Source organism: Hwangdonia seohaensis, assembly GCF_031932625.1.
Classification (GTDB): domain Bacteria; phylum Bacteroidota; class Bacteroidia; order Flavobacteriales; family Flavobacteriaceae; genus Hwangdonia; species Hwangdonia seohaensis.
Window position 1 is genome coordinate 1,100,783 of sequence record NZ_JAVSCK010000001.1, and the last position, 14,086, is coordinate 1,114,868.

General features: G+C 37.9%; 10 protein-coding genes and 1 tRNA gene. 8 read left to right on the forward strand and 3 right to left on the reverse strand.

The genetic code is table 11. From position 1 onward, the window contains the following. The first annotated feature begins 185 nt into the window (after positions 1-185). Positions 186-258, forward strand: a tRNA-Gln gene (locus RNZ47_RS04755). Between the two features lie 392 nt (positions 259-650). Here RNZ47_RS04755 and RNZ47_RS04760 read toward each other — a convergent pair. Together RNZ47_RS04760 and RNZ47_RS04765 are read right to left on the reverse strand one after the other, a co-directional pair. After that, complete coding sequence (locus RNZ47_RS04760; protein ID WP_311937169.1) at positions 651-1,829, reverse strand: serine hydrolase domain-containing protein; 1,179 nt, start codon at positions 1,827-1,829, stop codon at positions 651-653. A gap of 202 nt (positions 1,830-2,031) precedes the next feature. Further along, a complete protein-coding gene (locus RNZ47_RS04765; RefSeq protein ID WP_311937172.1) occupies positions 2,032-2,856 on the reverse strand; it encodes a universal stress protein in 825 nt (274 codons plus the stop codon). A 135-nt stretch (positions 2,857-2,991) separates the two neighbouring features. Between RNZ47_RS04765 and rimP the strand changes: the two genes are divergently transcribed. The 5 genes from rimP to RNZ47_RS04790 all read left to right on the forward strand — a co-directional run bounded on the left by rimP (position 2,992) and on the right by RNZ47_RS04790 (position 8,916). Next, the gene (rimP, locus tag RNZ47_RS04770) at positions 2,992-3,453 is read left to right on the forward strand and encodes a ribosome assembly cofactor RimP (protein ID WP_311937175.1); all 462 of its coding nucleotides are present in this window, start codon (positions 2,992-2,994) and stop codon (positions 3,451-3,453) included. A 9-nt stretch (positions 3,454-3,462) separates the two neighbouring features. Further along, positions 3,463-4,695, forward strand: a complete 1,233-nt coding sequence (nusA, locus tag RNZ47_RS04775; RefSeq protein WP_311937179.1) for a transcription termination factor NusA — start codon at positions 3,463-3,465, stop codon at positions 4,693-4,695. Positions 4,696-4,758: 63 nt separating this feature from the next. Continuing rightward, positions 4,759-7,503, forward strand: a complete 2,745-nt coding sequence (gene infB / locus RNZ47_RS04780) for a translation initiation factor IF-2 (protein ID WP_311937182.1) — start codon at positions 4,759-4,761, stop codon at positions 7,501-7,503. A 125-nt stretch (positions 7,504-7,628) separates the two neighbouring features. Then, positions 7,629-8,216, forward strand: a complete 588-nt coding sequence (locus RNZ47_RS04785; protein WP_311937184.1) for a phage tail protein — start codon at positions 7,629-7,631, stop codon at positions 8,214-8,216. Between the two features lie 13 nt (positions 8,217-8,229). Next, a complete protein-coding gene (locus RNZ47_RS04790) occupies positions 8,230-8,916 on the forward strand; it encodes a T9SS type A sorting domain-containing protein (protein WP_311937187.1) in 687 nt (228 codons plus the stop codon). A 59-nt stretch (positions 8,917-8,975) separates the two neighbouring features. Here RNZ47_RS04790 and RNZ47_RS04795 read toward each other — a convergent pair whose 3' ends face one another. Continuing rightward, positions 8,976-9,368 (reverse strand): SPOR domain-containing protein, encoded by a 393-nt coding sequence (locus tag RNZ47_RS04795; RefSeq protein ID WP_311937192.1) that lies wholly within the window; start codon positions 9,366-9,368, stop codon positions 8,976-8,978. Positions 9,369-9,584: 216 nt separating this feature from the next. Between RNZ47_RS04795 and RNZ47_RS04800 the strand changes: the two genes are divergently transcribed. Both RNZ47_RS04800 and RNZ47_RS04805 read left to right on the forward strand, forming a co-directional pair. Continuing rightward, the gene (locus RNZ47_RS04800; protein ID WP_311937495.1) at positions 9,585-10,883 is read left to right on the forward strand and encodes a c-type cytochrome; all 1,299 of its coding nucleotides are present in this window, start codon (positions 9,585-9,587) and stop codon (positions 10,881-10,883) included. Positions 10,884-10,958: 75 nt separating this feature from the next. Next, on the forward strand, positions 10,959-14,069 hold the full coding sequence (locus tag RNZ47_RS04805; protein ID WP_311937194.1) for a TAT-variant-translocated molybdopterin oxidoreductase: 3,111 nt from the start codon (positions 10,959-10,961) through the stop codon (positions 14,067-14,069). Positions 14,070-14,086: the final 17 nt, after the last annotated feature.

Sequence of the window (14,086 nt, forward strand, 5' to 3'; positions counted from 1 at the left end):
TTAATAATAAATATGAAACAAGGTATAACTATTTGGTTTGTCTTAACATAAAACAACGCTACCATGGCTATTAAGCGCAAAAATTCTAATTGTTTTTAAGGAAACGATACAAACTCATAAATATTTTTACAAAAATGCTTGTGCAAAGAAAATTTTGTTTTAAATTTGCCACCTCAATAGCAAAATGGCCCATGGTGTAACTGGCAACACGTTGGTTTTTGGTACCAAAGAGTCTAGGTTCGAGCCCTAGTGGGCCAACAAAAAAAGGAAATCTCAATCATTAAATTGGTTGGGATTTTTTTTGGAATGAGATTGGGCGAGAAGTTTATACTGAGCGCAGTCGAAGTGAGCCCTATTGGACCAACAAAAATCCTAATCAAACATATGATTAGGATTTTTTGTTTTTTAAGGAATATTATTAGGGCGTTACCTTTGCCTTTCGACTAAGCTCAAGGTGGCAGGTCGGGCTTTCGGCAGTCGCTTCCTCCTTTGTCGGCGAGCTTCAACAAATGCCTCAATCCCTAACGCGGGTTGGTTTGCTGGCTTATAGGTTTAACTAAAAGTTGGTTTGTTTTTGGGTAAGTTCGTTTTAAGGTTTGGCTATGAGTAGTTGCGAGGACAAGCAATTACTAATAGCATTTAACACCCAGTTATTTATACTTAAGTGCTGGTATTATTCTGTCTTGTAAAACTCTATAAGTTGACTTTTCAGGTTCATCATTTATATTCCAACCATTAAAGACAATTACTAAATTGTATTCTGGTGCTATCATTAAATACTGACCTCCATATCCGTTAGCGGAATAAATATTGGTTTTGCCATTTTCCGAATATTCAGGAATCCACCATTGATAGCCATAACCTGTAACACTTCGCCATTGAGGTTTTATGTCTTTAAGTAAAGGGCTTGTAGATGTTGTGACCCATCTTTTAGATACAATTTGCTTACCGTTCCAATTCCCTTTGTTCAAAAACAATGAACCAATTTTAGCCAAATCTTCTGCCTTAAGATATAGACCTCCTTCTGTATCGATTTCTCCATCAGGTGTTTCTTTCCAATAGTAATCTCCAATGCCGAGTGGCTCAAATAATTTTTCTTCTGCCCAATGGTCAATTCGTTTACCCGTTATGATTCTAATGATTTTCCCTAAAAGTACAGTTCCTCCACCATTATAAACGAATCTTGTTCCTGGTATGGTATCCATAGGCTTGCTCAATACATAGTCTATCCAGTTGTCGCTTGATTCCAGCCTAAAACAGTCATTTGTAGTATCATTATGGTCAGTCTCTTCATTCCATTGTAATCCACTTCTCATAGTCAATAAATCTTCAATAGTTATATTTTGCTTTCGTTTATCTGGAAAGTCAGTATTATAACCACTCAACAAAGGCATTGCTTTGTTGCTAACATTATAATCATCATTTAAATCCAATGCAATACCAAAAAGGATTGATGTAATACTCTTGGTTACAGATTGAAGCGTGTGCAACTCACTTTCCTTGTAGTAAGGATGCCAATCCGTATTATTGAAATTGTATTGATGATTGGTCGTATCATACTTTTTAACTATGGATTCATAGTCTTGATTATATTTAAAATCTGCCAACAACTCGTCATTTCGTATGACCATAAAGCGGTTAATTAATCCATAATCACCGTTGTTTATATCTGAATTAATAGAATCAACCACTTCTGAAAGGACATTTAGGGAAGTAACATTTTGTGTGTCTTTAATAGGTTCCTTATTTCCTGATTTACAACCAATTAATGCAACTATAAATAAAATTGAAAATGTTGGCGTTTTAATTTTGTTTATAGTTGTTCTCATAATTTTTGTGCTTAATTGGGTATAATTATTCAAGGGTATGCGTCGTTTTTAATACTTTAACTTAGCTCAGTAACAGACTTATATCCGACGTTACTGTAACAAGTTCAGCACAAGTGAACGAATGTATCGTTTTTTTCTGACAAAATCAAGTTTAAACCAAAACAATGAAACACTTAGCTTCTTAGCCTCTTTGCACAAAAAACTAAATCTTAAAAGTAATCACGGGGCGCTTCGCATGGTTTACCAAATCCTCACTAATGCTGCCATTAAAAAAATGCGAAATCCCTTGTCTGCCATGGGTGCTCATTCCAATTATATCGGCTTTTATGGATTTAGAGAAATTCATAATTCCTTTTTCAATACTTAAATCGTTATAAATATTGGTAGTATAATTGTTCGATTTGTTGGCCTCGATAAAGGTGTTCATTCTTTTGTTTGCCTTTTCCGAGGTAACGAATTTATGAGGTGTATTTACCATAAGCAAATGCATTTTGGCGCCTAAAATTTCGGCAAATCCAAGCGCCTTTTGGTATGGTATTTTGCTTTCTTCCTTAAAATCAGAAGCAAAAACAAAATCCTTTACCTTAAATTTATCATGCTTGTTTTTAATAACAAGCACCGGGGTTTCAGAGGTGCGCACCACTTTTTCGGTATTGCTCCCAATAAGCATTTCACGCAAACCGCTTACCCCGTTTGAGCCCATAACAACCAAATCGATGTTGTGTTTTTTACAAGTTTGGAAAACACCCTTGAATATTTCGTGCAAATCTACCTGTTCGTGTACAACCAAGTCTTTTAGGTAGGCTTTGGCTTTTAAATCCTTAAACTGTTTGTGGGCCAATTTCATAAAATAGATGGCTTCGGGCAAATTGTTGTAACTGCTTAAAGCATCAACTTTGTGCATCGGTATTTCAACAATATGGAGCAAATAAATTTCGCAATGGTGTTGCTTGGCCAATTGTGCGGCAACTTTTAAAGCGTTTTCGGCTTGTTCGGAAAAATCGGTAGGGACAAGTATTTTTTTCATGGTTTTAATGTTCGAGATGCTTATAAATTTATAAATTAATACTTTAAAAATCAATTAAAAAATTATATATTTGCAGCGTTGAAATGCAAAATAAGATAATGAGGGGACGGGAAGTCCCCTCTTTTTATACTAAAAATGTTTAAAAATACCGTTACAGATTTACTTGAAAAAGCATTGGTTGAACGCCCGGATTTATTTCTGATAGATTTCTCTATTGATAGCAGCAATCACATCAAGGTAATCATAGATGGCGATAACGGCGTTTTAGTTGAAGACTGCATGTTTATAAGCAGGGCCATTGAACACAATTTGGATAGAGAAGAACAGGATTTTTCCTTAGAGGTTATGTCGGCTGGTGCCACGGCGCCGTTGGTTCATAATCGGCAGTATAAAAAAAATATAAAAAGGACGCTGGAAGTACGAACACCATCTGATAAAATAGAAGGGATTCTTACCAAAGCTACCGATGATACGATAACATTAGAGTGGAAAGTTAGAGAGCCAAAACCCGTTGGAAAAGGTAAGGTTACTGTAAAGAAAGAAGCAAATATTGCTTATAAAGATATTGTAGAAGCAAAAGTTATGATTAAATTTTAATTCAGATTTATGGAAAATGTAGCGTTAATTGAATCATTTTCAGAATTCAAAGACGATAAGTTAATTGACAGAGTAACGTTAATGGCTATTTTAGAGGATGTATTTAGAAGTGCTTTAAAAAAGAAATATGGCGACGACGATAATTTCGATATTATTGTAAACCCAGATAAAGGCGATTTAGAGATTTGGAGAAATAGAATAGTGGTTGCTGATGGCGAGGTTGAAGATCCAAATCAAGAAATATCATTAACTGAAGCTCGTAAAATAGAGCCGGATTTTGAGGTAGGTGAAGATGTGTCGGAGGAAGTAAAACTTATAGATTTAGGAAGACGTGCTATTTTAGCACTGCGCCAAAATTTAATTTCTAAAATCCACGAGCACGATAATACCATTATCTATAAGCATTTTAAGGATTTAGTTGGCGAGATTTATACGGCCGAAGTGCATCATATTCGCCACAGGGCGGTTATTTTATTGGATGACGAAGGGAACGAAATCGTGTTGCCAAAAGACAGGCAAATACCTTCGGATTTCTTTAGAAAAGGCGATAATGTTCGCGGCGTTATTGATAGTGTAGAGCTTAAAGGCGCTAAACCAACCATCATTATGTCCAGAAGTTCGCCTAAGTTTTTAGAAAAACTATTCGAACAGGAAATCCCAGAAGTTTTCGATGGTTTAATAACCATTAAAAACGTGGTAAGAATTCCAGGAGAAAAAGCAAAAGTAGCTGTCGATTCCTATGATGACAGAATCGATCCCGTTGGTGCCTGTGTGGGTATGAAAGGTTCCAGAATTCACGGTATTGTTCGTGAGTTAGGAAACGAAAATATCGACGTTATAAACTATACAAATAACCTGCAGCTTTATGTAACCCGAGCGCTGAGTCCAGCAAGGGTAACATCGGTTAAGTTAAATGAAGAAACAAAACGTGCCGAGGTTATTTTAAAACCAGAAGAAGTTAGTAAGGCCATTGGTAGAGGTGGCCACAACATCCGTTTGGCAGGACAATTAACAGGGTTCGAGATTGATGTGCTTAGAGAAGGCGCAGAAGAAGATGTGGAATTAAGAGAATTCTCCGATGAAATCGAATCTTGGATCATAGACGAGTTTAGCAAAGCTGGATTAGATACCGCAAAAAGCATTTTAGAGCAAGATGTGTTAGATTTGGTTAAACGAACAGATTTAGAAGAAGAAACTATTAATGATGTTCTTAGAATTCTAAGAGAAGAATTCGAAGAATAAATACCCATTTAATTTTATGGTTGAATAGGTATAATATATATTTGAGTATTTTAAAGGCAATTTATGGCTGACACAATTAGATTAAATAAAGTATTACGCGAGCTTAACATCTCTTTAGATCGTGCCGTGGAATTTTTGGATTCCAAAGGTGTCGAAATAGAGAAGCGCCCTACTACAAAAATTTCTGAAGAAACATATAAAATTCTTTCAGACGAATTTGAAACAGACGCTAATAAAAAAATGGCTTCTCAAGAAGTTAGTGAGGCTAAGCAAAAAGAGAAAGATTTATTGCGCGAACAACGCGAGCGTGAACTTGAAGAAAAGCAAAAACGAGCAGCCCAAAAACAAGAAGTTGTAAAAGCAGCTAAAACACTTTCTGGACCAAAAACAGTTGGTAAAATTGATTTAGAGCCTAAAAAGAAAGAAGACCCACTTCCAGAAAAAGAAGCGGTCGTTCCAGAAGCGCCTAAAGAAAAAGCTTCAGAAGCCGTAAAAGAAGAAAAAGCGCAGCCTGAAAAGGCTCAAAAACCTGAACCCAAAAAGGAAAAGGTTTCAAAAGAAAAGGAAAAAGAAGCACCTAAAAAAAAGGTAATTGTTTCTGATGACCAAGAGGTAATTGTTGAAGAGAAGGTAGAAACACAATACAAAAAACTTTCAGGGCCAAAAATAGCAGGCGATAAAATTGATTTATCCCAGTTTAATAAACCCAAGAAAAAGAAAGAAGATAAAAAACCAGATGCTAAAAAAGACGACGGAGCGGCTCATAAGAAAAAGCGACGTCGTATTAGTAAAGCCGGTGCGCCAGGGGCTGGAAACGGCAATGCTTCCAGAGGAAAGAATGATCGTTTTAAAGGAAAGCCGGGAGCTGGAAAAGGCCGACGAAACATTGTAAAAGAAGAGCCTAGTGAAGAGGATGTAAAAAAACAAGTGCGCGAAACACTTGAAAAACTTCAAGGTAAAACAAGCAAGGGTAAAGGTGCCAAATACAGAAGAGATAAAAGAGATCTGCACAGGGAGCAAACTGAGATTGATGAGCAAATAGAAGCAGCAGAAAGCAAAATCCTTAAAGTTACGGAGTTTGTAACGGCAAACGAAGTCGCTACCATGATGGATGTTGGGGTAACCCAAATTATTTCGGCATGTATGTCGTTAGGTATGATGGTTACCATGAATCAGCGATTGGATGCAGAAACCCTGTCTATTGTAGCCGAAGAGTTTGGATATAAAGTAGAATTTGTAACAGCAGATATTGAAGAATCAATTGAAGAGGTTGAAGATAAACCAGAAGATTTAAAACCACGTGCGCCTATCGTAACCGTAATGGGGCATGTCGATCACGGTAAAACCTCGCTTCTCGATTACATTCGTCAAGAAAATGTAATTGCGGGAGAATCTGGTGGTATTACACAGCATATTGGTGCCTATGGCGTACAATTGGAAAATGGCCAAAAAATCGCCTTTTTAGATACACCGGGTCACGAAGCCTTTACCGCTATGCGTGCTCGTGGAGCACAAGTTACAGATATTGCCATTATTGTGGCTGCTGCAGATGATGATATAATGCCACAAACAAAAGAAGCTATTTCGCATGCGCAAGCAGCAGGTGTGCCTATTGTTTTTGCTATTAATAAAATTGATAAACCAGATGCAAATCCTGAAAAAATTAAAGAAGGATTGGCGCAAATGAACTTACTTGTTGAAGATTGGGGCGGTAAAATACAGTCGCACGATATTTCAGCAAAAGTAGGTACTGGTGTAAAAGAATTATTGGAAAAAGTATTGCTTGAAGCCGAATTATTGGAACTTACGGCAAATCCTAATAAACTGGCACAAGGAACCGTTGTTGAAGCCTTTTTGGATAAAGGACGTGGATATGTATCGACTATTTTGGTACAAGCCGGAACCTTGAAAATTGGTGATTATGTATTGGCCGGTCAGCATAGTGGTAAAGTAAAAGCCATGCACGATGAGCGTGGAAATGATATTGCCAAAGCTGGACCATCAACACCAGTATCCATTTTAGGATTGGACGGTGCGCCTCAAGCGGGTGATAAGTTTAATGTATTTGAAGATGAACGTGAAGCCAAACAAATTGCTACCAAACGTGCGCAATTGCAACGCGAGCAATCAGTGAGAACGCAACGCCATATTACTTTAGACGAGATTGGTCGTCGTATCGCATTGGGCGATTTCCAAGAATTGAATATTATCCTAAAAGGTGATGTGGACGGTTCTGTGGAAGCACTTACAGATTCATTCCAAAAGCTATCAACTGAAGAAATTCATGTAAACATCATCCATAAAGGTGTTGGTGCGATAACCGAAAGTGACGTGTTGTTGGCAACGGCATCCGATGCCATTATCATCGGGTTTAATGTACGCCCTGTTGGAAATGCAAGAATGATTGCCGATAAAGAAGAAATCGATATTAGAACTTACTCTATTATCTACGATGCCATAAACGAACTTAAAGACGCTATGGAAGGCATGTTGTCTCCAGAGCTTAAAGAGGAAATTACAGGTACGGCAGAAATTAGGGAAATGTTTAAAGTATCTAAAATTGGTACCATTGCAGGATGTATGGTTACCAATGGTAAAATACTTAGAAACTCCAGTATTCGATTGATTCGTGATGGTGTGGTTGTGTTTACCGGCGAATTGGCATCGTTAAAACGATTTAAAGACGACGTAAAAGAAGTATCAAAAGGATACGACTGTGGTATGCAAATTAAAAACTACAACGATATTAAGGAAGGCGATGTTATTGAAGCGTTCCACGAAGTTGAGGTTAAAAAGAAATTGAAATAATTCAACAGATTTAAAATAAGCGTACCATACAAATGGTATTAAATTAAAAGGCACTTTTGGACAAAAGTGCCTTTTTTATTTTACCTTTATGGTGTATTAATTTTCCTAATTAAAAATCATAAATCATGAAAAAAACAATTACACTTTTATCATTATTACTATGTTTAAGTTTTAGTAATTCCACCCATGCGCAATCTGATCCATTTATAGGTCAAATCTCAATGTTTGCAGGCAATTTTGCTCCAAGAGGTTGGGCGCTTTGCGACGGACAACTTTTACCAATAAGCCAATATTCAGCCCTGTTTTCTATTTTAGGGACGACCTACGGAGGTGATGGAGAGACTACATTTGCATTACCAGATTTACGAGGTAGAGTGCCCATGCATGCCGGTAATGGACCTGGGTTGACCAGCAGACAATTGGGGCAAAAGTTTGGCTCAGAAACAAACACACTCACTGTTAACCAAATGCCGTCGCATTCGCATACAGTAAATGCTGTTACAGACGACGGCAACCAATCGGTGCCAACAGGTAATTTGCCAGCAGGCACCAAAGTATTGGATAAAGAATACTCTAATGCTGCTTCAAATACAACCATGAATGCAAACATGATTAATGCTAACGGTGACAATCAACCGGTTAACAATATACAGCCTGTTTTGGTAATAAACTATATTATTGCGCTTGAAGGTGTTTATCCATCTCGTAATTAATCCCTTTTTGGTTATGAAAAACTATATAACATGGCTGCTAATAGTAGGCGTTTCTAGTTTCGGTTTGGCTCAAATCACATTTAACGGATGTCATCAATTATTTGACAATCAGGACTTTATATTTAATGAAATCAGTACAGATGCCACAGGAAGAAATGTCTTTGAAACTATTCCTGTAGATGGCAACCAACCCTGTAGTGGTGTGGGGATTTGCGAGTTTAGGATTTCTTGGAATAATACCGAAAGCCGTTGGGAATTTATAGCGGATGACGGAACCGGAGACTTTTCATCTCCGTTTTTAATTTATACCAATTCTGAACCTTCAACTCCTAACCCGCCAAGTTTGAATTTAGGAACTTGGGTTGAAAACGCAAGTGTAACAAGTGGCGATTGCGGCGGTGATTTAACCACATCAAATGCCACACTTACAGGTGATGTTCAAGATACCACTTTGGGTGTTGATGTGTTGGAATGGGGCAATCAGATAAAACTATATCCAAATCCTGCCGAAAAAACAATACACATTAATCATAAAGGGTATAACATCGATAATGTGTCTGTATACAATGTGATAGGAAAATTGGTTTTAAATGCCAAAGAGGCAAGTAGCATTGATGTTTCTCATTATGATGCTGGGTTGTATTTTGTTCGAATACAAATTGAAAACCGAGAGCTAATAAAAAAGCTTATCATTAAATAAAAAAAGCGACCAATTGGTCGCTTTTTTTTTATAATTCAATATGGCAACTGAATTTAGCTTTATTCCTTTTTTGGTTTAAAAATAAACGCATTGGGGAAGTTTTTTTTAATTCTTTTCAATGCTCTATCGGCCTCCAAACGCGTTCTGAAATTACCTGCCCAAATTTTAAAGTTTGGCGTATCAAAAACAATTTTAGAATGCCAATCGTTATAGCTGGAATGGAATTCTTTTTGAGCTGAAGTAGCCCCTGCGCGACTGCCATTATAGATTTGAATTTTGTATCTATCGGGAGTATCTTCATCTTTATTAAGCTCTTTTTTAAGGGCTAACAAATTAGGGATATTCTTATCCTGATTTATGGTAATATGCCCTTCTTGAGCAAAGCCACTTGCCCCGCATAGCATAAAACTGATAACAAAAAACAAGTTGATTTTTAATTTTAATGCGTTCATTCTTTAAATTTATTTATACAAATGTATACGTTATTAACTTAATTATGGTTGTTTTTATTATTTAGAATCTCTCTAAATTATCAATTAACACTTCTCTAACATTTCTAAAATCGACTTTTAATATTACTTTTGCGAGAGATTTTTTTAACTGTTTTTTTTCAATTTTATTAAATGAAAAAATCATACCAAAGTTTAGAAGTTAATTTAACCAACAATATGATACAGGTAATTTACCGCAAGCTAACCACAAATAGTCTTCGTTTGGGGTTTGTTATTTTACTAGCATTTACAACGACTCTTACGGCTCAAGAAGGCGATCCGGCAAAAGGAAAATCGTTGTTTAACTCCAATTGTGCTGCTTGTCATACTTTAGATAAGAAGATGACAGGGCCTGCTTTAAGACACATAGAGCAGCGTTTGGCTGATGATGAAGGCCTTGATAGAGAGTGGCTATACACTTGGATTAAAAACAGTGCAGGCATGGTTAAGGCCGGCGATGCTTATGCCAACAAGATTTATGACGAGTATGCTGGTGCGGCAATGACCGCTTTTCCTCAGTTATCAAATGAAGATATAGATGATATTTTGGCATATACTGCCGAAGAAAAGAAAGCCCCTGTTGTAGCGGAAACTGCAGCTGCAGGAGGTGGTGATGCTGGAAAAACGGGCGGTGTTTCAAACGAGATTATTCTAGGTGCATTAACTATTTTGTTTATGCTATTGGCTGCAGGTTTATTTGTGGTAAATAAAACATTGCGCAGGTTTGCAGCGGCTCAAAATATTGATTTTGAAGAAGATTCAAAAAGAAAGCCTTTATGGAAGGCCTTTGTGCAAAATCAATTTTTAATGCTTGTCGTATCTATATTCTTTTTGCTGGCCAGTGCTTATTTTATGTTTGGTTATTTTATGCAGATTGGTGTAGATCAGGGTTACGAGCCCGTACAACCTATTCATTACTCGCACAAAATTCATGCGGGTGATAATGGTATAGACTGTAAATACTGTCACTCATCAGCTAGAACGTCGAAGCATTCGGGGATTCCTTCCTTAAACGTTTGTATGAATTGCCATAAATCAATTTATGAAGTGGCTCCTGAAACCCAGGCCGAAGGTGAAAAAATAGGTGTAGATTACAATGCTGAAATTAAAAAGCTATATGCAGCAGTAGGTTGGGATGATGAAGAGCAGCAGTACACAGGGGAAACCCAACCGGTTAAATGGGTACGTATCCATAACCTGCCGGATTTTGTGTACTTTAACCACTCGCAGCACGTTACCGTTGCAGGTATCGAGTGCCAAACCTGTCATGGTCCCGTTGAGGAAATGGAAGTGATGTACCAACATGCTCCATTGACCATGGGCTGGTGTATTGATTGCCACAGAACATCAAATGTTAAGGTAGAAGACAATGCTTACTATACAAAAATACACGAGGAATTATCGAAAAAATATGGTGTCGATAAGTTAACGCCTGCTCAAATGGGCGGATTGGAATGTGGTAAGTGTCATTATTAATCAATGAAAAATCAGTTATAGTTTTAGGTAACTACTAATAACTCATAACTAACAACTAATAACTATTTAATAAATATGTCATCAAACAAGAAATACTGGAAAAGTGTTGAAGAGCTAAACGAAAACAGCTCAATTGTTGAGACGCTAAAACAAAACGAGTTTGTTAGTGAGATTCCTACGGATGAATTTTTAGGTGATAAAAAAACATTGGAGGAAACATCAACAACACGTCGCGATTTCTTAAAATATGTTGGTTTTAGTACAGCAGCAGCATCTCTTGCTGCTTGCGAAGGTCCGGTAGTTAAATCTATCCCTTACGTAGTACAGCCAACTGAAATCATCCCAGGTGTTGCAAATTACTACGCAACAACAATTGCCGATGGTTTTGATTTTGCAAGTGTTTTGGTAAAAACTCGTGAAGGTCGTCCTATTAAAATTGAAAACAATGCTTTGGCAGCTACGCACGGTAGTGCAAATGCTAGGGTAAATGCATCGGTTTTAGGACTGTATGATAGTTTAAGAATGCAAGGTCCCGTTCAAGGCGATAGTTATATTGATTGGAGCGATCTTGACAGTGGTGTTATGAGCGGTTTGGAAGCAGCCAAAGCTTCTGGGAAAGACATCGTGCTACTAACGCAAACTTTTGCAAGTCCTTCTACAAGCAAGCTAATTGCAGAATTTAAGGAGAAGTACGGAAACGTACGTCACGTGGTTTACGATGCGGTTTCAGAATCTGCGGCATTGGATGCATACCAAGCTAAATACGGCGAACGCGGATTGGCTAACTACGATTTCTCGAAAGCGATGACTATAGTTTCCGTTGGCGCAGACTTCTTAGGCGATTGGCAAGGTGGCGGTTTTGATTCTGGATATTCTAAAAACAGAATCCCGGCTAACGGTAAAATGTCACGCCATATTCAGTTTGAATCCAATATGTCTTTAACCGGAGCAAATGCCGATAAACGTGTGCCTTTAACACCAAGTCAGCAAAAAACGGTTTTAGCAAAATTATATAGTCAAGTTGTTGGCGGATCAGTGTCAACAAACGAATTGCCTGCCCATATTGAAGATGCTATTGGTAAAGCAGCAGCGCAACTTAAAAAAGCAGGAAGCAACGGCGTTGTGGTTACAGGAATTCAAGATGTAAACGCGCAAACCGTAGCATTGGAAATTAACGAAGCTTTAAACAGTAAAGCTTTTGATGCTAAAACACCTATAAAAACAAGACAAGGTAACGATAAAGCAGTTGCTAAATTGGTTACCGATATGAACGCGGGAAGAATTGGAGCGCTTATTATGAGCGGTGTTAATCCCATGTACACACTTCCAAATGCTTCAGATTTTGCCGAGGGCTTAAACAATGTTGATTTATCTGTTACTTTTTCTTTAAAAGCAGATGAAACATCAACCCTAACGGATTACATCGCTGCCGCACCACATTACTTGGAATCTTGGGGCGATGTGGAGCTTAAAAAAGGACATTACGCCTTAACGCAACCAACAATCCGTCCGTTGTTTGATACCAAGCAATTTCAAGATGCCTTGTTAACATGGACAGGAAACGATTTGTCTTATCACGATTATATAAAAGAAGCTTGGGGAACTACTATTTTAGGTGGAAGTTCTTTCAACAAAGCATTACACGATGGGGTTTATGTTGGAACTATTGCAACAGAAACCGAAGATACCACTGAAGCTGTAGAAGCCGAGGAAGATGTTCTAGAAACACCTTCAGGAAATGCGGCAAGAGCTTTAGCAGCATCTGTAAAATCTGATGCAGCATTCGAATTAACATTATATACCAAAGTAGGTATGGGTGATGGGCAACAGGCCAACAACCCATGGTTACAAGAATTCCCAGATCCTTTAACCAGAACATCTTGGGATAACTATTTAACCATTTCTAAAGCCGATGCCGATACGCTAGGTTTCGTTAACACACACGATGCCACGGGAGGATTAAACGGAAGCTATGCCAATATTACGGCAAACGGAACCACTATTAAAGTGCCGGTAATGATTCAGCCAGGGCAAGCAAAAGGCTCTGTAGGATTAGCATTTGGTTACGGAAAAACCTTAGGTTTAAAAGAAGAAATGCAAACCGGTGTTAATGCCTATGCATTATACCAAGATTTTAACAATGTACAGTCGGTTACTATTGAGGCTGCAGGTGGCGAGCATGAATTTGCTTCGGTACAGTTGCACAATACCTTAATGGGACGTGGCGATATTATAAAAGAAACTACTTTAGAGATTTTCAACACAAAAGATAAGAAGCACTGGAACGCTGTTCCTGTGGTATCGCTTAATCACGTTGAAACTCCGGTAACATCACCAGAGGTAGATTTATGGGGTGAATTTGATCGTTCTATTGGGCATCATTTCAACCTATCTATCGATTTAAATGCCTGTACGGGATGTGGTGCTTGTGTGATTGCTTGTCATGCAGAAAACAACGTACCCGTTGTTGGAAAGGAAGAAATACGTCGTAGCCGCGATATGCATTGGTTACGTATCGATAGATATTATTCTTCTGAAGATACATTTACAGAAGACATCACTAAAAAGGAAAGCATATCTGGTTTAGGCAGTTCGCTTAGCGAATTTGGAGAAATGGAACATGCCGCTGAAAATCCTCAAGTGGTTTTTCAACCGGTTATGTGCCAGCACTGTAACCACGCTCCTTGTGAAACGGTTTGTCCTGTGGCAGCCACATCGCATGGTCGTCAAGGTCAAAACCACATGGCATACAACCGTTGTGTAGGTACCAGATATTGTGCAAACAACTGTCCTTACAAAGTACGTCGTTTTAACTGGTTCTTATACGCTGGGAATGATGAGTTTGATTACCACATGAATGATGATTTAGGCCGTATGGTGTTAAATCCAGATGTTGTGGTACGTTCTCGTGGGGTTATGGAAAAATGTTCGATGTGTATTCAAATGACACAAAAAACCATTTTGGATGCCAAACGTGATGGGCGTGAAATTAAAGATGGTGAATTCCAAACGGCCTGTTCTGCGGCTTGTAGCAGTGGCGCTATGGTGTTTGGAGATATCAACGATAAAGACAGTCAAGTTGCAAAACTTAAAGAAGATAACCGTATGTATCACTTGTTAGAGTATGTGGGCACAAAACCTAATGTACAATATCAAACAAAAGTGAGAAATACAACCGAAGCATAAAATTAATTAAGAAATAA

Bases quoted from the DNA above. Each gene is read 5' to 3' on its own strand.
- RNZ47_RS04760 (WP_311937169.1), bottom strand. From the start codon at position 1,829: ATGAGAACAACTATAAACAAAATTAAAACGCCAACATTTTCAATTTTA.
- RNZ47_RS04765 (WP_311937172.1), bottom strand. From the start codon at position 2,856: ATGAAAAAAATACTTGTCCCTACCGATTTTTCCGAACAAGCCGAAAAC.
- rimP (WP_311937175.1), top strand. From the start codon at position 2,992: ATGTTTAAAAATACCGTTACAGATTTACTTGAAAAAGCATTGGTTGAA.
- nusA (WP_311937179.1), top strand. From the start codon at position 3,463: ATGGAAAATGTAGCGTTAATTGAATCATTTTCAGAATTCAAAGACGAT.
- infB (WP_311937182.1), top strand. From the start codon at position 4,759: ATGGCTGACACAATTAGATTAAATAAAGTATTACGCGAGCTTAACATC.
- RNZ47_RS04785 (WP_311937184.1), top strand. From the start codon at position 7,629: ATGAAAAAAACAATTACACTTTTATCATTATTACTATGTTTAAGTTTT.
- RNZ47_RS04790 (WP_311937187.1), top strand. From the start codon at position 8,230: ATGAAAAACTATATAACATGGCTGCTAATAGTAGGCGTTTCTAGTTTC.
- RNZ47_RS04795 (WP_311937192.1), bottom strand. From the start codon at position 9,368: ATGAACGCATTAAAATTAAAAATCAACTTGTTTTTTGTTATCAGTTTT.
- RNZ47_RS04800 (WP_311937495.1), top strand. From the start codon at position 9,585: ATGATACAGGTAATTTACCGCAAGCTAACCACAAATAGTCTTCGTTTG.
- RNZ47_RS04805 (WP_311937194.1), top strand. From the start codon at position 10,959: ATGTCATCAAACAAGAAATACTGGAAAAGTGTTGAAGAGCTAAACGAA.